Annotated in this window: 22 protein-coding genes and 1 pseudogene; 19 read left to right on the top strand and 4 right to left on the bottom strand. The window is 40.8% G+C overall.

Annotated features, from left to right (window positions below; all coding sequences use genetic code 11):
- Positions 1 to 18: 18 nt before the first annotated feature.
- The 3 genes from aroB to RB215_RS13155 are packed head-to-tail and all read left to right on the top strand — an operon-like array spanning position 19 to position 3,316.
- Positions 19 to 1,089, top strand: a complete 1,071-nt coding sequence (gene aroB / locus RB215_RS13165) for a 3-dehydroquinate synthase (protein ID WP_306288435.1) — start codon at positions 19 to 21, stop codon at positions 1,087 to 1,089.
- Positions 1,089 to 2,405, top strand: coding sequence for an AAA family ATPase (locus RB215_RS13160; RefSeq protein WP_309216534.1), 1,317 nt, complete (start codon positions 1,089 to 1,091; stop codon positions 2,403 to 2,405). The genes aroB and RB215_RS13160 overlap by 1 nt, the downstream gene beginning before the upstream one ends.
- A 53-nt stretch (positions 2,406 to 2,458) precedes the next feature.
- On the top strand, positions 2,459 to 3,316 hold the full coding sequence (locus tag RB215_RS13155) for a Dam family site-specific DNA-(adenine-N6)-methyltransferase (protein WP_011329357.1): 858 nt from the start codon (positions 2,459 to 2,461) through the stop codon (positions 3,314 to 3,316).
- Here the strand turns inward: RB215_RS13155 and RB215_RS13150 are convergent.
- Together RB215_RS13150 and RB215_RS13145 are read right to left on the bottom strand one after the other, a co-directional pair.
- The gene (locus RB215_RS13150; RefSeq protein ID WP_041454590.1) at positions 3,273 to 3,458 is read right to left on the bottom strand and encodes a DUF2970 domain-containing protein; all 186 of its coding nucleotides are present in this window, start codon (positions 3,456 to 3,458) and stop codon (positions 3,273 to 3,275) included. The genes RB215_RS13155 and RB215_RS13150 overlap by 44 nt on opposite strands.
- 2 nt (positions 3,459 to 3,460) lie before the next feature.
- Complete coding sequence (locus RB215_RS13145) at positions 3,461 to 3,757, bottom strand: hypothetical protein (protein WP_089368800.1); 297 nt, start codon at positions 3,755 to 3,757, stop codon at positions 3,461 to 3,463.
- A gap of 215 nt (positions 3,758 to 3,972) precedes the next feature.
- Between RB215_RS13145 and rpe the strand changes: the two genes are divergently transcribed.
- From rpe to trpS, 3 genes are read left to right on the top strand one after another with little or no spacing between them, the layout of a single operon-like run.
- Positions 3,973 to 4,656, top strand: coding sequence for a ribulose-phosphate 3-epimerase (gene rpe, locus RB215_RS13140; protein WP_179808010.1), 684 nt, complete (start codon positions 3,973 to 3,975; stop codon positions 4,654 to 4,656).
- The gene (locus RB215_RS13135) at positions 4,656 to 5,321 is read left to right on the top strand and encodes a phosphoglycolate phosphatase (RefSeq protein WP_089368798.1); all 666 of its coding nucleotides are present in this window, start codon (positions 4,656 to 4,658) and stop codon (positions 5,319 to 5,321) included. Before rpe ends, RB215_RS13135 begins: the two co-directional genes overlap by 1 nt.
- A gap of 32 nt (positions 5,322 to 5,353) precedes the next feature.
- Positions 5,354 to 6,358: a tryptophan--tRNA ligase gene (gene trpS / locus RB215_RS13130; RefSeq protein ID WP_011329353.1), complete on the top strand. Its 1,005-nt coding sequence runs from the start codon at positions 5,354 to 5,356 to the stop codon at positions 6,356 to 6,358.
- Between the two features lie 162 nt (positions 6,359 to 6,520).
- On the opposite strand, the gene uvrA is transcribed toward trpS, so the two are convergent.
- Entirely contained in the window at positions 6,521 to 9,343 is a 2,823-nt protein-coding gene (gene uvrA / locus RB215_RS13125) for an excinuclease ABC subunit UvrA (protein ID WP_182677587.1), read from the bottom strand.
- Positions 9,344 to 9,504: 161 nt separating this feature from the next.
- On the opposite strand from uvrA, the gene RB215_RS13120 reads away from it, so the two are divergent.
- The 5 genes from RB215_RS13120 to RB215_RS13100 all read left to right on the top strand — a co-directional run bounded on the left by RB215_RS13120 (position 9,505) and on the right by RB215_RS13100 (position 15,684).
- Entirely contained in the window at positions 9,505 to 10,872 is a 1,368-nt protein-coding gene (locus tag RB215_RS13120; RefSeq protein WP_089368797.1) for an MFS transporter, read from the top strand.
- A 20-nt stretch (positions 10,873 to 10,892) separates the two neighbouring features.
- Positions 10,893 to 11,615, top strand: a complete 723-nt coding sequence (ssb, locus tag RB215_RS13115; protein ID WP_182677553.1) for a single-stranded DNA-binding protein — start codon at positions 10,893 to 10,895, stop codon at positions 11,613 to 11,615.
- 808 nt (positions 11,616 to 12,423) lie between these two features.
- A complete protein-coding gene (gene ltrA / locus RB215_RS13110) occupies positions 12,424 to 13,698 on the top strand; it encodes a group II intron reverse transcriptase/maturase (RefSeq protein WP_309216533.1) in 1,275 nt (424 codons plus the stop codon).
- Positions 13,699 to 13,918: 220 nt separating this feature from the next.
- A complete protein-coding gene (locus RB215_RS13105; RefSeq protein ID WP_182679339.1) occupies positions 13,919 to 14,170 on the top strand; it encodes a hypothetical protein in 252 nt (83 codons plus the stop codon).
- A 158-nt stretch (positions 14,171 to 14,328) separates the two neighbouring features.
- Entirely contained in the window at positions 14,329 to 15,684 is a 1,356-nt protein-coding gene (locus RB215_RS13100) for an EAL domain-containing protein (RefSeq protein ID WP_309216531.1), read from the top strand.
- 2 nt (positions 15,685 to 15,686) lie between these two features.
- On the opposite strand, the gene RB215_RS13095 is transcribed toward RB215_RS13100, so the two are convergent.
- A complete protein-coding gene (locus RB215_RS13095) occupies positions 15,687 to 16,595 on the bottom strand; it encodes a 1-aminocyclopropane-1-carboxylate deaminase/D-cysteine desulfhydrase (protein WP_011329345.1) in 909 nt (302 codons plus the stop codon).
- Positions 16,596 to 16,671: 76 nt separating this feature from the next.
- Between RB215_RS13095 and RB215_RS13090 the strand changes: the two genes are divergently transcribed.
- From RB215_RS13090 to RB215_RS13055, 8 genes and pseudogenes are all read left to right on the top strand, one after another.
- Entirely contained in the window at positions 16,672 to 17,280 is a 609-nt protein-coding gene (locus RB215_RS13090) for a hypothetical protein (protein WP_309216530.1), read from the top strand.
- A gap of 36 nt (positions 17,281 to 17,316) precedes the next feature.
- Positions 17,317 to 17,604, top strand: a complete 288-nt coding sequence (locus RB215_RS13085) for a hypothetical protein (protein WP_309216529.1) — start codon at positions 17,317 to 17,319, stop codon at positions 17,602 to 17,604.
- A 113-nt stretch (positions 17,605 to 17,717) separates the two neighbouring features.
- Positions 17,718 to 18,635 (top strand): annotated as a pseudogene (locus tag RB215_RS13080) (ISAs1 family transposase); the annotation flags it as partial.
- Positions 18,636 to 18,821: 186 nt separating this feature from the next.
- Positions 18,822 to 20,861: a formylglycine-generating enzyme family protein gene (locus tag RB215_RS13075; RefSeq protein ID WP_182676588.1), complete on the top strand. Its 2,040-nt coding sequence runs from the start codon at positions 18,822 to 18,824 to the stop codon at positions 20,859 to 20,861.
- A gap of 127 nt (positions 20,862 to 20,988) precedes the next feature.
- Entirely contained in the window at positions 20,989 to 22,032 is a 1,044-nt protein-coding gene (locus RB215_RS13070; protein ID WP_011329327.1) for a rod shape-determining protein, read from the top strand.
- The gene (gene mreC / locus RB215_RS13065) at positions 22,032 to 22,874 is read left to right on the top strand and encodes a rod shape-determining protein MreC (protein ID WP_182676586.1); all 843 of its coding nucleotides are present in this window, start codon (positions 22,032 to 22,034) and stop codon (positions 22,872 to 22,874) included. The genes RB215_RS13070 and mreC overlap by 1 nt, the downstream gene beginning before the upstream one ends.
- A complete protein-coding gene (gene mreD / locus RB215_RS13060) occupies positions 22,867 to 23,346 on the top strand; it encodes a rod shape-determining protein MreD (protein WP_089368784.1) in 480 nt (159 codons plus the stop codon). The genes mreC and mreD overlap by 8 nt, the downstream gene beginning before the upstream one ends.
- Positions 23,346 to 23,915 (top strand): nucleoside triphosphate pyrophosphatase, encoded by a 570-nt coding sequence (locus RB215_RS13055; RefSeq protein ID WP_182676584.1) that lies wholly within the window; start codon positions 23,346 to 23,348, stop codon positions 23,913 to 23,915. Before mreD ends, RB215_RS13055 begins: the two co-directional genes overlap by 1 nt.

The following is a 23,915-nucleotide window of genomic DNA, read 5'->3' as shown; positions in this document are numbered from 1 at the left end:
TAAAGGAAATAGCTAAGCATGCTTGAATTATCTGTTAATTTAGACGAGCGAAGTTACCCTATTTATATTGGTCAATCTACACTTCAAGATAATGGCCGCCTAGTTCATCACATTGGTGATTGTCGGCCTATCATCATTACTAACGACACTATTGCGCCTTTTTATTTACAAGGCTTATTAGCGCAGTTAGCAACATTGAATCCACTGCACTTTATTATTCCTGATGGCGAGCAATATAAATCGCTTACTTGGTTTGAAAAAATATCGGCATTCTTACTCGAAAATAACTGTGGTCGTGACACCTGCTTAATTGCATTAGGTGGCGGCGTTGTTGGTGATTTAACTGGTTTTGTTGCTGCATGTTATCAGCGTGGCATTCCCTTTATTCAAATGCCAACGACACTATTATCACAAGTTGATTCGTCGGTAGGTGGAAAAACAGCGGTAAATCATCCACTAGGTAAAAATATGATTGGGGCATTTTATCAGCCACAAGCCGTTTTTATCGACACACAATCATTACATACTTTACCTGCGCGCGAGTTTGCAGCCGGTATGGCTGAAGTGATTAAATACGGTTTGATTTACGATACTGAGCTATTTGCTTACTTAGAGCAAAATGTTGAGCGTTTACAGCAATTAGATGAAGCCTGTTTACAGCATATAATTTATAGGTGCTGTGAAATTAAAGCGCTAATTGTAGCTCAAGACGAAAAAGAGCAAGGCCTAAGAGCACTATTAAACTTAGGTCATACCTTTGCGCACGCAATTGAAGCGCAAATGGGGTACGGTGTTTGGCTACATGGCGAAGCAGTAGCAACAGGTATGGTACTTGCTGCAAAACTAGCATATACACGCCAAGATTTAACCGCTGAGGACGTTACTCGTATCTCTGGTTTAATTGCGCAATATAGCTTACCCACGCAGATCCCGCCGGTAATGACCAGCGAGCATTTTTTGCAGCATATGCGTAAAGACAAAAAGAATAAAAAGGGTACTATCCGCTTTATTCTGCCCACCCAATTTGGACAATGTGCATTAGTGGATGATGTTTCAGATGACCAAGTTCGAGCGTTAATCGAGCAATAATGCAGCCACAAATTTTACCAAGCCGTGCGGCATTGGTGGATAGAATCGCACTGCAATTTGAGTACGGACAAAACCTGATTGTTTTACTAGGCACCTCTGGCCTAGGTAAAAGCTACCTACTCGAAACTTTTATTACTGATAAATATAACGATTTTAATAAAGCATTTGTGCAAGTAACAGCGCAAATGACAGACATTCAATTAATGAGCGAGCTATTAGAGCAAAGCTTTAATGCACCTTTAATTGATCATAGCTTGAGCTTATCCGAAAACTTTTATCAATTATTACAACAGCAAGCTTGTGGCCCTTGTTTATGGGTGCTAGATAACGCCAGGCACTTATCAGAAGAATTACAGGTAGAGTTAGAACTACTGGCTAAAAACTCCCCCAGTACGCTGTATATTATGCTTGCTGCGCAGTCAAAACTGGCCTTTACTGCGGCAATAAACATTCACTTAGAGCCATTAAACCAAAGTGAAAGTAAGCAGTTAATGCGTTGGTATTTTAGCGACCTGCCTTATGATGAAGACCCAGTTTATCAAGCTTTTATAGCTGCGGCTCAGGGTAATCCTAATTTATTACTGAGCTGGCAAGCAACAGAACATATAGCGGATGTTGTTGTAAAAGATAAAGTATCTTGGCGTTTACACTTATTAATTTTGATGTTAATTATTCTGTTTTTAATAATTGGCTTGTTATATAAATCAGACATGACCCAATGGTGGCAACAATATTATCAGCAAGCTGAGCCTGAAGTGCTCACAACGGCAATTTCGGTTAAGCAAATACAGCAGCCATTAGCGAATAGCGACAATAGCGTTATTGCAGCGCCACCTAACTTACCTGCAAGCACAGTTGAGCTACAAACAGCGCATAATGATGTGCCTGCAATTATGCAAAGTCTGACTGCGAAGCAAACAATTCCCAGCTCTAAAAATACACCATCGGTAGAGCCAAAGATATTAGCAACGCAGCCACACAGTAATATTTCAGCTCAGGTTGAGAGCAAAATACTCACAGGTAATGCATGGTACTTACAACAGCCAGACACAAATACAGTTATTCAATTATTAGCGATTACTCAGCAACAAGTCAGTGCTGAATTTATTAGCCAGCATAAACTACAAAAAGTAGCGCATACCTATCAAACTAAAAGAAACAATAAAACTTGGTGGGTGGTAACAGTGGGTAGTTTTACTGATATGAATGCTGCAAAGTTAGCTATGAGCGCTTTGCCTGCAGAGGTTAAAATAAATAAGCCTTTCTATAAAAAAATAAGCAAAATAAAACAAGAAATTGTATTAGTTGATCAGTAAACTAAGCAACTTTAGTGTAAAATCGCGCAACACCAGATTGAAGTAAAGAGCCAATGCAGCAAAAGAGTAGAGCCTTCCTTAAATGGGCTGGCGGAAAATACAGTCTAGTTGAAGATATTAACGCGCGACTAAAGCAAGCTAGCCAGCAGGCTGATACTTTGGTTGAACCTTTTGTTGGTGCCGGCTCAGTGTTTTTAAATAGCGACTTTAAACACTATATTCTTAATGATATTAATGCCGATTTAATTAATTTATACAAAGAACTTAAAAACTCGCCCGATGAGTTTATAAGTGATGCTAAAAAGCTGTTTGTGGATTTAAATAATCATCCCGACGCTTACTACGAATACCGCGTGCAATTTAATCAAAGTAGCGATATATACGAACGCGCAATGCTGTTTTTATATATGAATAGACACGGTTATAACGGGCTTTGTAGGTATAACTTAAAGGGTATTTTTAATGTACCTTTTGGTAAATACAAAAAGCCTTATTTTCCCGAAAAAGAAATGTACTTTTTTGCTAAAAAAGCGCAACAGGCTACGTTTACCTGCCTTGATTACGATGACATTTTTAAACTAGTACCTAAAAATGCAGTTATTTATTGTGATCCACCGTATGTGCCTTTAAGTAAAACAGCCTCGTTTACCTCGTATGCTAAGGGCGGTTTTAATTTAGATGATCAAGCAAATTTAGCAAATTTAGCCGAGCAAGCGGCGTTTGAAAATGACACTCCAGTGCTTATCTCTAACCATGATACGGTATGGACGCGTAAAATTTATAGCCAAGCCACATTAGATCAAATTCAGGTAAAGCGTACTATTAGCCCTAAAGGCGGATCGCGTAATAAAGTGAGCGAACTAATGGCTATGTACTTAGCACCGAAACAACAATCGCGTAAATCGAAATAATAAAAACAATAAAAAGCATAATAGCTATTATGATAATGCTAACTGGCGAGTGGTGTTTAAAATCTGCGTGGCGTTTATGGTTAGATTGCACCCCAAAAAATGCAGCAAGTACACTTTGTAAGGCGCTAAAAAACTGTCGCATATTTAAAATGATGGTTTTAAAGAGGGAAGCTTTTTAGAATCACCAGAGCTTGTAAGCAACTCTAATAAATCTAAATAATGAAACTGTGCACTGCGGCTGTCGCCTGTTATCCATGAAGACCAAGACGACTCATCTGTTACTTTAAGGCAAGCACTTACAGCTGTATCTGTAGTGGTTGTTTGTTTTTGCTGGCAATTGTTAATTGCTGTTAAATCTTGCTCAGAACTTGAGATAAAATTTAACGCTCCAACAAACAAAAGTGCTGACGCCATTAATATCCCCGTTTTAAAAGCACGCATGATTTAAACCTAATAATTTGATCCTTTTTTAAGCATAACAAAAATTGCTTAAATAACAAACTTAAATTTTATCATTAGCTTCTAAAGTCGAATGAAAATAAAGGCTTATCAATAATCTTTATTTTTATTAAGCCATTATATTTGTCGCGATTACTTGGGTAACATCATTAATTAAGTTACATTAACGCAATATATTATTCATTGCCGGATTAACTATGTTGAACCCAGAAAAAAAATACTTAATAGCCCCTTCTATTTTATCTGCTGATTTCGCTAAACTAGGTGAAGATGTTGATAGTGTACTTGCTGCGGGTGCCGATGTGGTTCACTTTGACGTGATGGATAATCACTATGTGCCTAACTTAACTATTGGCCCTATGGTGTGTAAAGCGCTCAGAAATTACGGCATTAAAGCGCCTATTGATGTGCATTTAATGGTTAAACCGGTTGATAGCCTTATTCCTCAGTTTGCCGAGGCCGGTGCTTCAATTATTACCTTTCATCCAGAAGCCAGTGAGCATATTGACCGCACATTACAATTAATAAAAGATCATGGCTGCCAAGCTGGTTTAGTGTTTAATCCAGGTACTAGCTTGAGCTTTCTTGATCATGTGATGGATAAAATTGATGTTATTTTAATTATGTCGGTTAATCCAGGGTTTGGTGGGCAAAGCTTTATTCCGCATACTTTAGAAAAACTACGCCAAGCAAAACAACGTATTGTAGAATCGGGTCGCAATATACGCTTAGAAGTTGATGGCGGAATAAAAGTCGATAACATTGCCGCTGCTGCAGAGGCAGGAGCTGATATGTTTGTAGCGGGATCAGCCATTTTTAACCAGCCAAATTACCAAGAAGTTATCGATCAAATGCGTGAGCAATTAGGAAGTGTTAAATAATGAAGTACGACCTAGCCCTGTTTGATTTAGATGGCACCTTAGTAGATAGTGTATACGATTTATACATAGCACTTAATCTTACTTTGAGCGACTTAGCATTTCCGATTGTTAGCCAGCGCTTAGTAGAAAGCTGGGTTGGTAATGGTATAGAAGTATTAGTAAAACGCGCACTGAGTGGCGAAATGCAAATAAGTGAGCATTTAGATAAAGTACTTAGCGATAAAGCATTTACATTATTTTACCAACATTATGAACAGCAAGTAGGTGAATATAGCGTACTTTACCAACATGTTGAAACTGGGCTTGCTGCCCTACGTGGTATGCCCAAGGCATTGATCACTAATAAAGATCGTTTATTTACCGAAAAATTACTGGATAAGTTAGCCTTAACGAGTCATTTTGAGCTAATAATTTGTGGTGATGACATGGCTAAAAAGCCATCAGCAGAGCCGTTGTTATTTGCCTGTAATAAACTAAATGTTGAGCCCAGTAAAGCGATTATGATTGGCGACTCTAAAAGCGATATACTAGCTGCCAATGCAGCTAAAATTGACGTTATTGCACTGAGCTATGGTTATAATCAAGGTGAAAACCTTAAGGACTATAATCCACAGTACCTATGCGATAACTTCTTAGATATAATACCTGTTCTTACACAGCGCTAAGTGCTGTTAATTAAGCAAAATAAAGGAAAATCATGAGTAAACCAGTAGTTTTAAGTGGCGTGCAGCCAACCGGTGGTATGACAATAGGCAACTATGTTGGCGCTATTAACCAGTGGCTAAAGTTACAGGAAGACTATGATAGCTACTTTATGCTTGCAGATCTTCACGCAGTAACTGTGCGTCAAGACCCTGAATTACTTCGCTCGCGAGTTTTAGATGGTGTAGCGCTTTATACTGCTTGTGGTATTAACCCAGAAAAAGCCGCGTTATTTGTGCAATCGCAAGTACCAGAGCATGCACAACTTGCTTGGGTATTAAACTGTTATGCACAAATGGGCGAACTTAATCGTATGACCCAGTTTAAAGATAAGTCGGCAACGCACGCGCACAATATTAACGTGGGCTTATTTGCTTACCCAGTATTACAAGCGGCCGATATTTTATTATACCAAGCAGAGCAAGTGCCGGTAGGGGAAGATCAAAAGCAACACCTTGAACTAACCCGCGATATCGCAACACGTTTTAACAACCTGTATGGCGAGGTATTTAAAATACCTCAAGCGTATATTCCAGAGTTTGGTGCGCGAGTAATGAGCTTGCAAGATCCGCTGAAAAAAATGTCTAAGTCTGATGAAAATCTAAATGGTTTTATTATGATGTTAGATGAGCCAAAAAAGATTGAGAAAAAACTGAAAAAAGCAGTTACCGATTCAGACGAACAAGCGCGTATTTACTTTGACCGAGCTGAAAAGCCTGGAGTGTCAAACTTACTTACCTTGTTAAGTGTGGCAACTAAACGTTCAATTGAAGATTTAGTGCCAGAGTACGAAGACAAAATGTACGGCCATCTGAAAAAAGACACAGCAGATGCGGTGGTGGCAATGATTGAGCCAATTCAAGCGCGTTTTAAAGAGATCAGAGAAGATCAAACACTCCTTAATAACATCATGAAGCGTGGCGCAGAAAAAGCCAGCAGCCAAGCCGAAGGTACGTTAAAAGCTGTGTACGATGCACTCGGTTTTATTCCTCGCGGCTAAACCTTGCTAGTTAAAATGATCAATAAAAATGCCGCTTTATTTATAAAGCGGCATTTTTGTTTTATTAGTATATTTGGCGGTTAATAAAAGAAGTTAACCACCAAATACACAAAAAAATGAATAGCTACCCAGCTACCCAGCTACCCAGCTAAGCTGCACTCGTTATTTAAGCAGTTCTTTTAAATAACGACCAGTATGCGAGCGCTCACACTCGGCTACTTGCTCAGGTGTACCTGCAATGAGTATTTCACCACCGCCAGCTCCGCCTTCAGGGCCTAAATCGATAACCCAATCTGCGGTTTTAATAACATCGAGGTTATGCTCAATAACAACAATAGTATTACCGTGATCGCGCAAGCGATGAAGTACAACAAGCAGCTGTTCAATATCGGCAAAGTGTAAGCCTGTTGTTGGTTCATCAAGTATGTATAGCGTTTTACCGGTATCGCGTTTTGACAGCTCGCGGGCTAATTTAACTCGCTGTGCTTCACCGCCCGAAAGCGTTGTAGCTGCTTGGCCTAAACGAATGTACGATAAACCTACGTCCATCAGGGTTTTAAGTTTGCGTGCAATGGCCGGTATTTTATCAAAGTAGTCGTGGGCATCTTCCACTGTCATGTCGAGTACTTGATGAATATTTTTACCCTTATACAGTACTTCAAGGGTTTCGCGATTATATCGTTTACCCTTACATACGTCGCACGGCACGTACACATCAGGTAAAAAGTGCATTTCTACCTTAATTACGCCATCGCCTTGGCAAGCTTCACAGCGTCCGCCTTTAACGTTAAAGCTAAAGCGACCTACTTTATAACCACGAGAGCGCGACTCTTGCGTACCGGCAAATAATTCACGAATACCAGTAAAAATACCAGTATAAGTAGCCGGGTTAGAGCGTGGTGTGCGGCCAATGGGGCTCTGATCAATGTCGATCACTTTATCAAAATGCTCAAGCCCTGAAATTGATTTATACGCAGCAGCTTCGGCAGTTGTTGCGCCATTTAATTCAGTATGCGCAAGCTTAAATAAGGTGTCGTTTATGAGCGTAGACTTGCCCGAGCCAGACACACCTGTTACACAGGTCATTAAGCCAAATGGAATTTTTAAATCAACATTTTTTAAGTTGTTACCAGTAGCGCCAAATAACTCCAGCCATTTGTCGTTAGTGGGGTGGCGTAATTTAGGTATTTCTATTCTACGTACGCCGGATAAAAACTGCCCAGTAACCGACTCTTTACAGGCTAAAATATCGTCGCGAGTACCTTGGGCAATAATATGCCCGCCATGCACACCAGCACCTGGGCCAATATCAATAATGTGATCGGCTGCGCGAATGGCATCTTCGTCGTGCTCAACCACAATGACCGTGTTACCTAAATCACGTAAATGCACCAATGTTTTTAATAATCGGTCGTTATCGCGCTGATGCAAACCAATTGATGGCTCATCCAGTACATACATAACACCCACTAGGCCTGCGCCAATTTGGCTTGCAAGGCGAATACGTTGTGCTTCACCGCCCGAAAGCGTATCGGCACTTCTATCGAGTGAGAGGTAGTTTAAACCCACGTTAATTAAAAACGATAAACGGTCGCGAATTTCTTTTAATATTTTTTCAGCTATTTGGCCTCTTTGTCCGGTTAGTTTTAACCCTTCAAAAAAGTCCATTGCTTCACCAATACTCATATGAGTAATAGTGGGTAAGTTAGTTTGGCCAATGAATACATGGCGTGACTCTTGGCGTAAACGCGAGCCATGACAGCTAGGGCAAGCCTGGCTGGTTTGATACTTTGCTAGTTCTTCACGTACCGAGTTTGATTCAGTTTCACGGTAGCGACGGTACATATTATTAAGTACCCCTTCAAACTCGTGATTACGGGTAATCAAATCGCCGCGGTCGTTACGGTAGCTAAAGGCTATTTTAGTAGTGTCTGAGCCTTCTAAAATGATTTTTTGCGAGGTTTTATCTAAATCCTGATATGGCACATCTAAATCAAAATTATAATGCTGCGCAACGGCTTGTAGCATTTGGTAATAATAAAAACTACGTTTATCCCAGCCTTTAATTGCGCCACCGGCCAAGCTTAGTTCAGGGTTTTGTACTACGCGGTTTGGATCAAAATATTGGCGTACGCCTAGGCCGTCACAGCTTTGGCATGCTCCGGCTGGATTGTTAAACGAAAACAATCTTGGCTCTAACTCGGTCATGGCATAGCCACAAGTAGGGCAGGCAAAATTAGCCGAAAACAGCATTTCTTCTGCGCTGCTGTCATCCATATAAGCTATGTTAGCCACGCCACCCGACATTTCTAATGCAGCTTCAAATGACTCAGCTAAACGCTGTTGTTGGCCATCTTTTACTTTAAAGCGGTCTACAACTACTTCTATAGTATGTTTTTTATGTAGATCAAGTGGCGGTGGATCCGATAGGTCACATACTTCGCCATCAATACGGGCACGAATGTAGCCTTGGCTCGCCAATTGCTCAAGGAGCTTAACATGCTCACCTTTACGCTCTTTTATTACCGGTGCAAGCAACATGAGTTTACTGCCCTCAGGCAGAGCTAAAACAGTATCGACCATTTGGCTAATAGTTTGTGCGGCTAACGGTAGGTCGTGAGTTGGGCAACGCGGTTCGCCCACGCGGGCAAACATTAAACGTAAATAGTCATAAATTTCGGTAATCGTACCCACAGTCGAACGCGGGTTGTGCGATGTTGACTTTTGCTCAATAGAAATAGCCGGAGAAAGACCTTCAATATGATCTACATCGGGTTTTTCCATCAGTGATAAAAACTGCCTTGCATACGCAGAAAGTGATTCAACATAACGACGCTGCCCCTCTGCATACAAAGTATCAAATGCAAGCGAAGACTTACCCGAACCAGATAGGCCAGTAATAACAATTAACTTATCACGTGGGATGGTTAGGCTGATGTCTTTTAAATTGTGCGTGCGGGCGCCTCGGACTTCAATGTTTTCCATGCTATCTCGTCTATTACCAAAATTATTTGTCCAGTATCGCATAATACGTAACATTATTAATCTATGATCAATGAAAAATCCTTACTTATGACGATTAATTATTAGTAAGCTTATGGTAGAATATCAGCCTAAATTTTCCACACAGTAAGATCACGCAAATAATGACCGCATCTTCACTTAATTCACGAGAAAAACGCGCTGCCATATCGCTAGCTAGTGTGTTTGCATTTAGAATGCTCGGCTTATTTATGCTGATGCCTGTATTAGCTATTTATGGCCAATCATTGGAGGGCTTTTCGCCTATCTGGATAGGCTTTGCTATTGGCGCGTATGGGTTAACTCAAGCGGTGTTGCAAATACCTATGGGCCGACTGTCTGATAAAATTGGCCGTAAAAAGGTTATTGTTGGCGGCTTACTAATGTTTGCGCTGGGTTCGGTAATAGCTGCATTAGCCGATTCAATTCAAATGGTTACAGTTGGGCGTGCGCTACAAGGCATGGGCGCTATAGCCAGTGCATTACTGGCATTTGCTTCCGATTTAAGCCGCGATGAACAACGCCCTAAAGTAATGGCCGTTATTGGTATGAGCATAGGCATGAGCTTTGCGTTTGCTATGTTACTTGGGCCAATCGTTGCTGCCTCGTGGGGTATTTCGGGGGTATTTTGGTTAACCGCAATATTAGCTATAATCGGCATATTTATAGTGACTATGCTAGTGCCTAATGCGGTTAATAAAGCCCCTAAAGGCGATACCCTCGCCAGCTTTAGCGATATTAAAAAATTAATTAAACACCCGCAGTTAGCGCGCTTAAATGCGGGTGTATTACTACTACATTTAACCCTCACTACTATTTTTGTAGTGTTACCGAGTCAGCTTATTAAAGATGGCTTAGTGGCCGATAATCACTGGCATTTATATATCCCAGTATTATTTTTAGCTTTTTTATTAATGGTGCCTATTATGATAATCGCCATTAAAAAAGAGAAAGAAAAGCAGGCATTTATTGGCTCCGTTATACTGTTAATGTTGAGCATGCTGGCTATGTCGGTATGGGTTAACAGTATTGTAGGTATTGCTGTTTGTATGCTGTTGTATTTTGTTGCATTTAACTTTTTAGAAGCCACCATGCCAGCGCTAGTATCGCGTATTGCACCAGCAAGCCAAAAAGGCTCTGCCATGGGAGGGTATTCTACTAGCCAGTTTTTAGGTGCCTTTTTAGGCGGTATGCTTGGCGGTTATGTAGCACAAACCACAACAACGCAAGCGGTGTTTGCGGCAGCGGCACTTGTTGGGTTAATATGGCTTATTATTGCGTGGAAAATGCAAGTCCCACCCAAAAGTAAAGTTATTAGCTTAATGACCAAATTAGATTCAGAAGAGCAGGCACAGTCGCTTGCTTCTCTGTTAGTTGCTTTACCTGGCGTAATAGAAGCAACTGTAGTGCGCGACGAAAGCCGCAGCTACTTAAAGATTAATGATAAAGAATTTGACCTAGACCAAGCACGTAAAGTAGCTGGTTTAATCTAACGTTTATAGGAGATAGTTCCATGGCACGCGGTGTGAACAAAGTAATTTTGGTTGGTAATTTAGGACAAGATCCTGAAGTACGTTATATGCCTAACGGCAACGGTGTAGCAAATATCACCTTAGCAACTTCAGATAGCTACAAAGATAAAAACACTGGCCAAATGGTTGATAAAACTGAGTGGCACCGTGTGGTATTTTTTGGCAAGTTAGCAGAAATTGTTGGTGAATATTGCCGTAAAGGTTCACAAATTTATGTTGAAGGTAAACTTCAAACACGTAAATGGACTGACCCACAAGGCCAAGAAAAATACACGACTGAAATTGTAGTTGACGGTTTTACCGGCCAAATGCAAATGTTAGGGAGTCGTGGTGGCGACCAGCAAGGTGGTGGTTACCAAGGTAATCAATCTCAAGGCGGACAGCAAAGTGGTGGTTATCAAAATAATCAATCACAAGGCGGCCAACAAAGTGGTGGTTACCAAAACAACCAAGGGCAGAATAACCAACAGCAAGGTGGTTATGCTCCACAACAGCAGTCTGCACCAGCAGCACAGCCACAGTCTGCTCCTGCACCACAGCAAAATAACCAATATCAGCAGCCACAAGGTGGTTTTGCACCACAGCAAAGTAGTGCACCACAACAGCAAGGTGGCTTTGCTCCTAAACCGCAAAGTGCTCCACAAGGCGGCGCGTCTAACCCAATGGAACCAACCATTGATTTTGATGACGACATACCGTTCTAGCACACAGTTAAACTAAGAGTGTAAGAATAAAGATCTAAGCATACCATAACCCAGTGTCATTACTGGGTTTTTTGTTTGCCCAGCGAAGCTGGCAAACCCGATAGGCTGAAAGATGCCTTATTACCCTGACTAAGGGGAAGATAATCTGAATGGCAAGGGCGTCACTGGCCAACGGTGGGGTCTGAAGGAAGCCATAAGAAGTTAGAGGTACACAACTAACCGTAACCTGTTTCGGCAGTATTGGTGGGTCAGCGTGCAAAATAGCGCAACGCCCTATACTTAGTCAGACCAATACTGTGCTTGAGGGTGGGATTTCTAACAGGGAGCCAGTGCAGTAACTGGGGAAGCCTGGCATCTAAACTTAGAGTAAATAAGTGGCCTAAACTCAAGGGGAAACCCAAGGTTTAACGTCGGTGTGAGGTGGCAGATGAACCCGTAGTAGTGAGTAAGGCTAGGCCGATGAAAGCCAGTGATGGTGTGGAGGACAAAACCAAGCCGACTATCAACAGAATGTTTGATAGGGTCAATTTTAATCAAAAGTTTTAATTGATTGCGAAGGGGGGAAGTATTCTTTAAGTGTATGAAAATCAGGAGTATCGACGTATAGGCTCACATGTATTTCGACGGAAATAGGCAAGAGATGACGGCTAAACAGGAATGTGGACGCTGAGAACTGAAGGCCGAGCATGGGAGTAATGAGCGACCACTTAGGCAGATTGCCATTCGGCTAGCACACCTAATGTCCTCATGAAGAACACCACTATACATCAATGTGAAACGACAGACATACCGTAAGCAAAGGCAATTGATGACAGTTTACTACAGCTTGTATGGGCAATTATTAGATATTAATAACCTGTACAAGGGATTCAAACAAGTGAAAGCAGCGAAAGGAGCGGCCGGAATAGATAGGCAGTCCATAGCCGCGTTCGCCTTGAATTTAGAAGAAAACTTGAAACAACTGCAAGGTGAACTGCAAAGCAAGCAGTATCGCGCACAGCCAGTCAAACGGATAGAAATACCGAAAGATGATGGTGGTGTGAGACTGCTGGGAATTCCAACAGTTCGCGACCGCATAGTACAACAAACACTATTGAACATTCTCCAACCGCTCTTCGACATCGACTTTCACCCATCAAGTTATGGGTACAGGCCGAAACGAAGTTGTCATGACGCCATCAGCAAAGCCACGGTATTTATTCGTAAATATCACCGTGAGTGGGTGGTTGATATGGATCTGTCGAAGTGTTTTGACCTACTCGATCACGACTTGATCATAAGCAGCGTCAAACGCAAAGTGACAGACGGTAGCATCTTAAAACTGCTCAAACAGTTTTTAAAAAGCGGAGTAATGATAGGCAATAATTGGGAAGCGAGTGAGCTAGGAAGTCCACAAGGTGGTGTTATCAGTCCATTGTTGGCGAATATCTACCTAGATGCATTTGATCAAGAAATGAAAAAGCGAAATCACAGAATAGTGAGGTACGCCGACGACATATTGATCTTATGCTGCACAGAAAAAGCAGCCAAGAATGCACTCACAGTAGCGACTCAGATACTCGAAAAAGGCTTAAAGTTAACAGTCAACGAAAAGAAAACGCACATAGCGCATAGTAGTGAAGGCGTAAAATTTTTGGGAGTGGAGATAGGCAGTAATTGGACGCGTATCCAAGCCACAAAACTCAAAGGCTTTAAACAAAGAGTTAAACGATTAACAAAGCGAAATAGTGGCATGAACTTAATTGAAGTAATAAAAAGACTCAATCCAGTTGTGCGCGGCTTTGTAAATTATTTCAGTATAGCCAATTGTAAACGAGTGCTAAATTTGTTGGCAAGGTGGGTGAGACGACGATTAAGGGCAATTCAGTTAAGGTTGTGGAAAAACCCAGCGAGGTTGCATAAGCGACTAAAACAATTAGGGAAAAAGCCGCCATTTAAGTTCATCAAAATGAACTCATGGCGAAACTCTCTAAGTCCATTATCGAATGTAGCGATGCCAAACCAATGGTTTGAGGAGCAAGGTTTATATTCAATGGAAAAAGTAAGTACAGGATGGCTTGCTCAATCGGCGTTTAGAAAATAAGCCGAAGGGATAGAAGAATACAGGAGCCGTATACGAGGCCCGTACGTACGGCTCTGTGAGAGGGATGAGGCAAAAGCCTCACCCTACTCGATGTTTTTTAGGACTTACTCTGCTTAGTTTAGATAAATGATGATAAATGTGTGCCAATATCAAGGCGGTTAACTTCATACAGCGAGCAGCCGATATAGGCAAATTCAAAACTCCCAGCTTAAGAAATGTGATGAATAGTAAGCCGTGGATGCATAATGGCGTGTTTCCTTCTATTGCAGGTGTTTTAAATATTTATAATGCCGGCGGCTTTGTTTTTAATAAAGATCCTAAAGATCCTAAAGATCCTAACGATCCTTTGTCACCACAAACATCTAAAATACTGCAGCCTTTATCGTTAACGAGCAAAGAAAAAAAGCTCTTGAGGCATTTTTACACTCTATTACTAGCGCCCCAGCAGCGGGTCCGCATAAAGCGTTTATAGTACAAGAGCTAAATGGGGCGTAACGCTTTAAGTTATTTAGAGAAGTTTATAAACATTATTTATTAGCTATAAATGCAATACTAAACTTTTACTATTACCTTGTGCTTATTGGGATCTTAGACAACACTTTAGCTAGTAATTTAACTAGCGAGTGCATTATGCAAAAGGGTAAGCTTAAGTTTATTAACCGCTTTAAGGCTCATCTTGTTGTGTTGCTAAATTTAATTATATTAGCGGCAACTCGCTGGGTTACTCATTTAGCAACTCTAGTAGCGCCATTGAAATCAAGGTGTAATGTAAAGCATAAAATAGAGGCAGAAACAGCGCCTACTAATACTTTAGATAATGATCGCCCTTTGAGTGAGAGTACGGCTGCAGCTTATAATATATTTGCCCTGATCGAGTGTCATTGTCATTTTGATCCCAGTACTGATCTAGAAGCTAGTTTTAAAATTCTACTTGCAAAAAACTTACCTGCGTTAAACTATATTTCAGTTAAATTATTAAGTGCGGGTAACTTAGCGGTAACCATAAAGCATATTCCAATCATTAAGTTAGAGCTGTACATTGAGCGCTTAAATTTTTGTGCACTAACAATATGTAAAAAGCATCAAAAACACTTAACGGCAAAAAATGTAAAAATAGGCCTGTGTAATTACAGAGCAAGTGCTAATCAAACACTGGTTTATCAACAAGCAAAGTCTGCGTTAACTTTATCGCAGCAAAGCCCATTACAGCATTGTCATCGCTTGGGAATAAGCCATAGCCGAGTAAATATATTTTCGAATAACCAAATAATAAAAAGCATTAAAAAAAATAAATTTGTAATTTATTTTCAGCCTTTATTTGAACTCGATAGTGGGCGTATTTTGCAACATGAAGTGTTGATTAGAGTACGCGGTGGCGCTAATGAGTTGCTGCTAGCTAATGCTGGCATTAATCAGCTAGATAATGATCAAGACGCATTTTTATTTGATCAAGCAATTATCATCAAAGTTAAAAAGCTATTACTAGCAGATACTTCAGCCGCAATTATTAGCATTAGCTTACATCCTAAAAATTGGTTTAACAAAGCGTTTTGGCAATGGCTAATAACGCAAGTAAGCGATTTTAAAATAGAGCATAAACTACAATTTGAAATAAATGCAGCAGACTTTTTTAAATATCAAATACGTTTACAAGGCGTATTAAAAATAATAACTAAGCTAAATTATCAGATTATTATTGATGGTATTAAAAGTTGCGACCATATTATTCAACTGGTTAATTACCCACAAGTTTTAGGAGTTAAATTAGCCTACGATTTAGTGCACTCAATAGAGGCAAGCACGCATCAACAAAGTTGTGTAAAAAACATTGTAAATGCTTGCCAGTTATTAAATATAGCGGTATTTGCTAGTGACGTAGAAACCAAACAAGAGCTACAAATGCTTACTATTTTAGGGGTAGATGCCGCGCAGGGGTTTTATTTTACGCAGTTGTTGCCTGATTTTACACAAACCGTATTTCATTAATTTTAAATAAGTCCTCTGTATTTTAAACCATCTAATCCTTGTAACCCACCCGTATGAACCGCAATAATTTTACTGCCTGGCGCAAAGTAGTCCTGCGCAATTAATTGCCACAAAGCATGCATCATTTTACCAGTATAAATAGGCTCTAATGGCAGTTGGTGCTCAGTTTTCATGTATTGGCAAAACTGCCAAAGTTCGGCAGAAAACTTACCATAACCACCACCATGAAAATCACATAATAATTGCCAATTAGTTTGTGAAGCGGCTTTAGGGCTAAGCGCTTTAATTTCATCGCGTAAATAGTCAGCTTGTTTTAGTACCGCAATTCCCAGTACCGTTGTATTAACTGAACTGCCTTCAATAAGCCCCGCTAAGGTGCCACCGCTTCCTGTGGGGCAAACTAAGTAGTCGTGCTTAGGTAAGCTCAGGGCAAGCTCTTTACAACCCTCAAGCGCCAGTTTATTTGTCCCACCTTCAGGTAAAATATAGGCATTAGGGAAACGCGATTGCAACTGCGTTAAATAATCGCTTTGGCTACGTTGTTTGTACTCTATACGTGTGATTGGGTGTAGCTGCATACCACATTGCTGTGCGAACAAAAGTGTAGGATTGTTAGGGTCTAGTTCTGGGCCGCGAATAATCCCGTGCGTTTTTATATTAAAAAACTTGCCAGCCGCCGCACACGCATGAATATGATTAGAAAAAGCACCACCAAAAGTGAGTAATTCAGTTTTTTTAAGCGCCTGCATCTGGGCTAAATTGTATTTAAGCTTTCGCCATTTATTTCCACTTATGAGGGGGTGGAGTAGATCATCGCGCTTAACGCCTAAAAATATATTTTTGCGCTTTAATAAATCACTATCTATTTGTTGTATTTGGTTGTTTTCATTTATTTTAAGTTTATTTAACATTGTTTATGATAATCACTTGGCAAAGTAATGAAAATGTACGGCAGTTAGTACATCGACTAATAATAATAGTAGCTATATGAAAAGAAAACTGTTTTCACTGTTTTCCTTGTTCAAGCGTAGTTTAGATAAAAATACAGTTGTGGGTGTAGCAACATATGCTAATACCGTTAATGCAGTCTGTTTAAAAAAACAGTATGGACACTGGAAAATACACAAATATCACAGTGTAGAGATCACTGAAAAACATGACTATACTGCTGCAATTACGCTATGTACGCAACAGGTTAGTAGTGATGTGTGCGCAGTGAACTTAGTTATTCCTCATTCTCTTTATCAAATTGTACAAATAGAAAAACCCGCACTAAGTGATGAAGAGATCATTCAATCGCTACCGTGGACAACGAAAGATCTAGTCGATATTGATCCTGAAAATATTGTTGCTGATTTTATTGATTATCCAATTACATTGCCGATGCAAAGTAAAAAAATGAACGTGTTTATTACCAGTAAGCTGCAGTTATTGCCGTTTATAGATAGTTTTAAGCAGGTAAAGCCTCTTTTACGGACTATGACATCAGAGGAAATGACTCTTGTAACTCTACTCGGCACGAGTAAAGACGCCCACATGCTCATTGTGCAGCATGCCAGCTTTGAGCCACGTATTTTAATTATTCGCGATGGGTAGCTATTACTTACTCGGCGTTTAAATGGCTTACTGGGTATGTCAGATAAAGATCAAAGCCAAGAGTTGGTAGAGGCATTTGGACTTGAAATTCAGCGTTCTATGGACTTTTTTGAGAGCCAGTTGAAGCAGCCACCTATTCGCAGTATTCAGCTACAGTGTGACGATTTGACGTCACTAACACTTAGAGCAGAGTTGGCTGAGTTTTTACAAGTTAAAGTGATTGATTTTAAACCAACCCTAGACCTAGCACAGCAATTAGAAACGCAATATTACTACGCATTGGGTGCGGCTTATCAATTAACTGAGCCGGAGTCTGTGATATGAAAACCCGGATTAACTTTTATCAAAAGTCCTTACGTGTAAGGCGTGATCCAGTATTACTGCAAAATATGCTAATGCTGTGGCGCGTTAATTATTGCACTTAATACTTGAATTCGAGTCGCGTCATGTGTCGGTTAAAAGCAAATGAAATAGAAAGGGCATTTCAATCTTGGATATCATCACTGATTGAAACTACAGGTGCAGATATCATCGCTATCGATGGCAAAACCGCACGGCGTTCATTTACCACAAAAGACAGAAAAAGTGCCTTACACACGGTCAGTGCATGGAGTTGCCAACACCAGTTAGTGCTTGGGCAGACGGCTGTTGATAATAAAACAAATGAAATCACCGCAATACCAGAATTACTCACCCTGCTCGATATTGAAAACAGTATCATTACGTTAGATGCGATGGGATGCCAACAAGAAATAGCAAAACAAATCATCCAACAAAAAGCAGATTATATTCTTGCACTTAAAGGAAATCATTCAGGCATGCAAAAGGAACTAGAAGCGTGGTGGCACAAGTGCGAGCGTGAAAGGTTAACTAAGCATAATTGTGATGAACATACCGAAATAAGCTCAGGACATGGGCGTGTTGAAACACGTACATGCCAGCAGTTACTTATAGATAAAAGCTGGCTAGGCAAGGATTATCGTTGGCCTGGCTTAACGAGTATTATTAAGGTCAGGGCTGAAGTTCATGATAAGTCGGCAGGGTCGGATACCACTGAAACACGCTGGTATATAAGTTCATTAGACTTAAATGCAGCGCAAGCACTCAATGCGGTACGCAGTCACTGGCAGGTTGAAAGCATGCATTGGATGCTTGATATGAACTTCAGAGAAGATGAATCGAGAATACGCAAACTTCAAGGGCCATTAATGTTTAATGTAATGCGAAAGATAGCCATGGCGCTTTTTAAACAAGATGCATCTAAGTCAGCAAGTATGGCGAGGAAAAAGAAAATGGCAGGGCTAGACGATGATTACCGCTCAACCCTGCTAGAGTCTGGGATTAAAATGCGCTAGCCGTGACAATTTGGCCACTTTCGAGGGAATGATCGGGTTATTTACTGGCGTGAAACACGTGAATAGTTGTAAACTTAGATAATAATTGAACAAAGCTTGTGTTTTGTGCTTCAAGTACATAGCATAAGGCTTTATTTTAGAAAAATAATAACGACCAAATAATTGCCGCTTTTTGGGACTGAATATATGCGAATTACTCCTTTATCTCTGTTAATTTCAGCTAGTTTGTTGGCTAGTAGTGCATTTGCACAAGACACAGCAACAGTAACTGGAATTGAATCTGAGATTAGTACAAAACAGATCGACTATGACAAATCTACAACAATACTTGATAAACATTTAAAAGAAGAAAGCCAACTGCAAACCCAGTTGCAACTTTTGCGTTCACGTTCAACCGAGTTAGATAAAGAAAAAAACCAAGCACTCGACGCGATGAATGAAATGTACCGTCGTTTAATTGATGATCCTAGCATTGATATAACCGCTGCTCAGGCGCGTTATCAAAAAGCTGTGGCCGATCACAAGCAAAATAAAGATGATATTTCTATGCAGTTGGCGGCAATTGCATCCCACCGTAAAGACATTGAGCAAATTCGTGTGGCTAAACACACGCTTTTAAACACTTTAGAGAGCTTAAAAGAGCAGTTAACTACCGCCAGAGTAGAGCGTTTACGTAACGAATTTACCCGCGAAGGCACGTTAGAGGTTAATCACACAATTAATTGTAAGCGTACCGAAACACTTGCAGCGTGTGAGCAACGCGGACAGCAAATGGGGTTACAAAAAGCGACTAAGCGTTTTGTTGACCAAATATTTGCTAACTTAACTGAAGAGCGTTTAGTTGAACCCAAACGTAATTTGGCCGGTGCTCAGGTACAAATTTTAAGTAGTCATGTGGTAAAAAGTGCATTTAGTGGCCAAGGCAATTATAACGTTAATTTAAGCGTTACTATGCGTGGTGAAGTTAACAGTAGCCGTTTATGTAACTTATTAAGCATTGATAACCGCTACTGCTCTGAATACGGCACGCCCATGGCGGCAACATATCAGCCTACTTACAGCACAACTTTTTCAGATAGTCAGTTAACATTCAGTAAGCACGCGGATAATGGCAACGTTTCGGCGGCTCGTTTAAACGAGCAACCAGTGCGTGGTTATGCAGTAAAGCCTATGGTAACAAACAACTCGGTTATTGCTAATAACGATAAAAACCAAGCAGTAGAATTAACGCTACGCTCAAACGTATACGACGACGAAGTGTTTATTGATGGGGTTAGCTTTGGCTCAACCCGCTTAGTAACCCGCTTACCGCGAGGTGTGCACAATATTGAAGTGCGCAAGCTTGGTTATAAACCTTATCAGGTACGTGTTGATTTAAATAAAGCACAAACCGTGCATGCCAATTTAGTAAAAAAGTCAGAGTCGATTGCTGCACCGACATACACGCGTGAGCAACCAGAGCAAACAACTCGTAAAGTTAGCGACAACATTAGTGTATTAAACGCTAATGTAAAAACTTCGGTAGTTGTTATTCCGGCAGGTAAATTTAAAATGGGCGATATTAATGGCAATGGTTTAGCCAATGAGCGCCCAGTTATTGAAAAAGTAATTGCCAACTCTTTTGCTATGCAAAGCAAAGAAGTGACAGTAGGTGAGTATGAGCAGTTTGCTGCTAATACAGGCTACAAAACACAAGCTGAGCAAGGTAAAGGCTGCGCCTATTATTTAAATGGCGAACCCGTATGGGAAGCTAATTTAAATTGGCGTAATCCTGGGTTTGAGCAAACAAGTGATTTTCCGGCTGTTTGTTTAACTTATAGCGACGCTAAAGCGTATGCTGATTGGTTGTCAGGGCAAACAGGTCAACAGTTTCGTTTACCTAATGAGGTTGAGTGGGAATACGCTGCACGCGCAGGTAGTCAAACAGAATACCCTTGGGGTAACGATATTGGTAAAAATTTAGCGAATTGTGGCTGGTGTGGTAGTCAATGGTCAAACAAGAGTGCTGCACCGGTAGGATCATTTTCTCCTAATGCATTTGGTTTATACGATACCGTAGGCAATGTATGGGAATGGACTAACAAAAACTCGGGTGAGTCGGATGTTGCGGTTAGAGGTGGAGCGTGGAATTTTGCGCCTAGCCTTGCACGTGCCTCAACGCGATTAATATTAGCGCCCGACTTTAGAGCTAACTACATAGGTTTTCGCTTAGTTCGCGAACGATAAATAGGAAGCTTTGCTTCCTTTTTTAACTAAATTACAAAGGCAGCTGTGCTTAATATCGCTCATTATATTAGCGTATTAAAGTGAAAGCAGCTTAAATAAGAACGTATTTCAAAGGTCATCCAGCCTCATGTTTAAAAAACTCCGTGGTATTTTTTCAAACGATCTATCGATCGACTTGGGTACAGCCAATACCCTCATTTATGTAAAAGAAGAAGGCATAGTACTTAACGAACCATCAGTGGTTGCTATTCGTCAAGAGCGTGCTGGTGGGCCTAAAAGCGTTGCTTCAGTAGGTACTGAAGCAAAGCAGATGTTAGGCCGTACGCCTGGTAACATTAAAGCTATTCGACCAATGAAAGACGGCGTAATTGCCGATTTTTATGTTACCGAAAAAATGTTACAGCATTTTATTAAGCAAGTGCATAACAATAACTTTATGCGTCCAAGTCCACGTGTACTTATATGTGTGCCTTGTGGTGCAACCCAAGTAGAAAAACGTGCAATACGTGAATCTGCAATGGGAGCGGGTGCTCGCGAAGTGTATTTAATTGAAGAGCCAATGGCTGCGGCAATTGGTGCAGGTTTACCGGTATCAGAAGCCACAGGTTCTATGGTTGTTGATATTGGTGGCGGTACTACCGAAGTGGCTATTATTTCGTTAAACGGCGTAGTTTACTCCTCGTCGGTACGTATTGGTGGCGATAAGTTTGACGAGGCAATTATTAATTATGTGCGTCGTAACTTTGGTAGCCTGATAGGCGAAGCTACTGCTGAAAATATTAAGCATCAAATTGGTTCTGCTTTTAAAACCGATGAACCAATCGAAATTGAAGTGCGTGGCCGTAATTTAGCCGAAGGCGTACCGCGCTCATTTATATTAAACTCGCACGAAATTCTTGAAGCGCTACAAGAGCCATTAATGGGAATTGTTAGTGCTGTAATGGTTGCCCTTGAGCAATCACCGCCAGAGCTAGCGTCAGATATTTCAGCGCACGGTATGGTGTTAACCGGTGGTGGTGCATTACTAAAAGATTTAGATCGTTTATTAATGGAAGAGACTGGTATTCCAGTTGTGGTTGCTGATGATCCGCTTACATGTGTTGCCCGTGGTGGTGGTAAAGCGCTTGAAATGATAGACGTGCACGGCGGTGATGTATTTAGTTACGACTAATGAAATCAATGTTTGCACAAACCGTTTCCTTGCAACTGCGACTCTTTGTCGCAGTGCTTTTGAGTGTCATACTGATTATTGGCGATAAGTACACCGAAGGTGGAACAAACGTTCGTACTAGTTTAAATACACTGGTTAGCCCATTAATTTATGTGGCTAATTTACCCTACGAAGTATTTAGCTTTGGTGCAAAAAGCTTACATACCCGCGATCAATTACTTACCGAAAATGAAGCGCTGAAAAAAAAGCAAATGCTGCAAAGCGAGCAGCTACAGCAATACCAGTTTTTGAGCAGAGAGAATCAAAAATTGCGCGCCTTATTAGGCTCATCGGCTAAACCGTCAAATCGTAAAATTATTGCGCAAGTACTGTCAGTTCATTCAAACCCGTATAGCCATCAAGTTGTTATAAACCGAGGAACCACCAATGGACTTAGCGAAAGCCAAGCCGTAATTGATGATATGGGTGTAGTAGGGCAGCTTACCAAAATAGGCTCAACCACCTCGCGCGTGTTATTAATGACCGACACTACCCACGCTACGCCGGTACGTATTTTACGTAACGATGTGCGTACAGTGGTTGAAGGCATAGGTAAAATTAATGTTGTTAAGCTCTCTCATGTACCGCATAGCCTAGATGTACGTATTGGCGATGTATTAGTGACCTCAGGTCTTGGAGGCATCTTTCCGGAGGGCTACCCCGTTGCCGTAGTTACTGAAATAAATCGCGATGAAGGCCAGCCGTTTGCACAAGTTTATGCAGAACCCATAGCGCAGCTAGATCGTATTAGATTATTAGTAGTGCTGTGGCGAAATCAACAGGAGCAGGTTAGCGATGATTAATCGTTATTCGTTGTTAATTGCACTGAGCATTTTTTTTGCGTTAGTAATGGCTTTGATGCCGTTACCGTTTTCGTTTGAACCCTTTCGTCCTGACTGGGTGCTATTGGTATTAATGTATTGGTCACTTGCTGTGCCACATCGTTTAAATATAGGAACCGCATGGATTGTAGGCTTATTAATAGATTTAGCTTCTGGTTCGCCGCTAGGGGTTAATTCACTTACTTATTCAATCTGTATTTTTGTTACCGCCAGTAATTTTCAAAAAATCCGTAACTTTTCGCTATGGCAACAAAGCTTATTAATTGGCTTATTTTTAACTCTCTATCACTTAATGCAGTTTTGGCTAAATCACTTTTTATTGGGTGTGTACTTTAGCCCGCAATACTTATGGCCTGTGCTTACAGGTATGTTGAGTTGGGTATGGGTGTTTTTATTACTGCGTAAATACCGTAGACATTTTAGGATCAGATAATGACCAACGCCGTATATTTGGCATCTGCCTCGCCTCGCCGTAAAGAGCTTTTAACGCAACTAGGAATCGAATTTACACAGTTTAGTGTTGATGCCGACGAGAGCCAACTCCCCAATGAACCACCTTATGATTATGTAGAGCGCTTAGCGCGTTTAAAGGCGCAGTCGGGTGTAGCACTTGGTTATACCGATCGCCCAGTGCTAGGCAGCGATACCGTAGTGGTTATTGACAATCAATCGCTAGGTAAGCCTTGTGATGAAAATGACTTTACCCATACATTAAAGCGCTTGTCGGGCAATACTCACCAGGTATTAACCGCGGTTGCTTTTGCAACAACAGATAAGGTGCTTAGCTGCGTAGTAAGTACTAATGTTACTTTTAAAACCCTCAGCGATGATGAAATACATACCTACTGGCAAAGTGGCGAGCCACAAGATAAAGCAGGAGGATATGGCATTCAAGGCTTAGGCGGTCGATTTGTTACTCATATTTCGGGTAGCTATTTTGCTGTAGTAGGCTTACCTTTATACGAGACCGAACAATTATTACAAACATTCTTAAGAGGCTAG

The sequence above is a fragment of the Pseudoalteromonas sp. HL-AS2 genome (genome assembly GCF_031198805.1).
GTDB classification, from domain to species: domain Bacteria; phylum Pseudomonadota; class Gammaproteobacteria; order Enterobacterales; family Alteromonadaceae; genus Pseudoalteromonas; species Pseudoalteromonas nigrifaciens.
Note: the sequence above shows the minus strand (reverse complement) of the source record. Positions and strands in the feature narration are given on the sequence as shown.

Excerpts from the sequence above, each read along its gene's own strand:
- ssb (WP_182677553.1), top strand. The coding sequence starts at position 10,893 with ATGGCACGCGGTGTGAACAAAGTAATTTTGGTTGGTAATTTAGGACAA.
- RB215_RS13135 (WP_089368798.1), top strand. The coding sequence starts at position 4,656 with ATGAAGTACGACCTAGCCCTGTTTGATTTAGATGGCACCTTAGTAGAT.
- aroB (WP_306288435.1), top strand. The coding sequence starts at position 19 with ATGCTTGAATTATCTGTTAATTTAGACGAGCGAAGTTACCCTATTTAT.
- mreC (WP_182676586.1), top strand. The coding sequence starts at position 22,032 with ATGAAATCAATGTTTGCACAAACCGTTTCCTTGCAACTGCGACTCTTT.
- trpS (WP_011329353.1), top strand. The coding sequence starts at position 5,354 with ATGAGTAAACCAGTAGTTTTAAGTGGCGTGCAGCCAACCGGTGGTATG.
- ltrA (WP_309216533.1), top strand. The coding sequence starts at position 12,424 with ATGACAGTTTACTACAGCTTGTATGGGCAATTATTAGATATTAATAAC.
- RB215_RS13145 (WP_089368800.1), bottom strand. The coding sequence starts at position 3,757 with ATGCGTGCTTTTAAAACGGGGATATTAATGGCGTCAGCACTTTTGTTT.
- RB215_RS13055 (WP_182676584.1), top strand. The coding sequence starts at position 23,346 with ATGACCAACGCCGTATATTTGGCATCTGCCTCGCCTCGCCGTAAAGAG.
- RB215_RS13160 (WP_309216534.1), top strand. The coding sequence starts at position 1,089 with ATGCAGCCACAAATTTTACCAAGCCGTGCGGCATTGGTGGATAGAATC.
- RB215_RS13100 (WP_309216531.1), top strand. The coding sequence starts at position 14,329 with ATGCAAAAGGGTAAGCTTAAGTTTATTAACCGCTTTAAGGCTCATCTT.
- RB215_RS13120 (WP_089368797.1), top strand. The coding sequence starts at position 9,505 with ATGACCGCATCTTCACTTAATTCACGAGAAAAACGCGCTGCCATATCG.
- RB215_RS13150 (WP_041454590.1), bottom strand. The coding sequence starts at position 3,458 with ATGCGACAGTTTTTTAGCGCCTTACAAAGTGTACTTGCTGCATTTTTT.
- RB215_RS13090 (WP_309216530.1), top strand. The coding sequence starts at position 16,672 with ATGAAAAGAAAACTGTTTTCACTGTTTTCCTTGTTCAAGCGTAGTTTA.
- RB215_RS13075 (WP_182676588.1), top strand. The coding sequence starts at position 18,822 with ATGCGAATTACTCCTTTATCTCTGTTAATTTCAGCTAGTTTGTTGGCT.
- RB215_RS13105 (WP_182679339.1), top strand. The coding sequence starts at position 13,919 with ATGAATAGTAAGCCGTGGATGCATAATGGCGTGTTTCCTTCTATTGCA.
- rpe (WP_179808010.1), top strand. The coding sequence starts at position 3,973 with ATGTTGAACCCAGAAAAAAAATACTTAATAGCCCCTTCTATTTTATCT.
- RB215_RS13070 (WP_011329327.1), top strand. The coding sequence starts at position 20,989 with ATGTTTAAAAAACTCCGTGGTATTTTTTCAAACGATCTATCGATCGAC.
- mreD (WP_089368784.1), top strand. The coding sequence starts at position 22,867 with ATGATTAATCGTTATTCGTTGTTAATTGCACTGAGCATTTTTTTTGCG.
- RB215_RS13095 (WP_011329345.1), bottom strand. The coding sequence starts at position 16,595 with ATGTTAAATAAACTTAAAATAAATGAAAACAACCAAATACAACAAATA.
- RB215_RS13155 (WP_011329357.1), top strand. The coding sequence starts at position 2,459 with ATGCAGCAAAAGAGTAGAGCCTTCCTTAAATGGGCTGGCGGAAAATAC.
- uvrA (WP_182677587.1), bottom strand. The coding sequence starts at position 9,343 with ATGGAAAACATTGAAGTCCGAGGCGCCCGCACGCACAATTTAAAAGAC.
- RB215_RS13085 (WP_309216529.1), top strand. The coding sequence starts at position 17,317 with ATGTCAGATAAAGATCAAAGCCAAGAGTTGGTAGAGGCATTTGGACTT.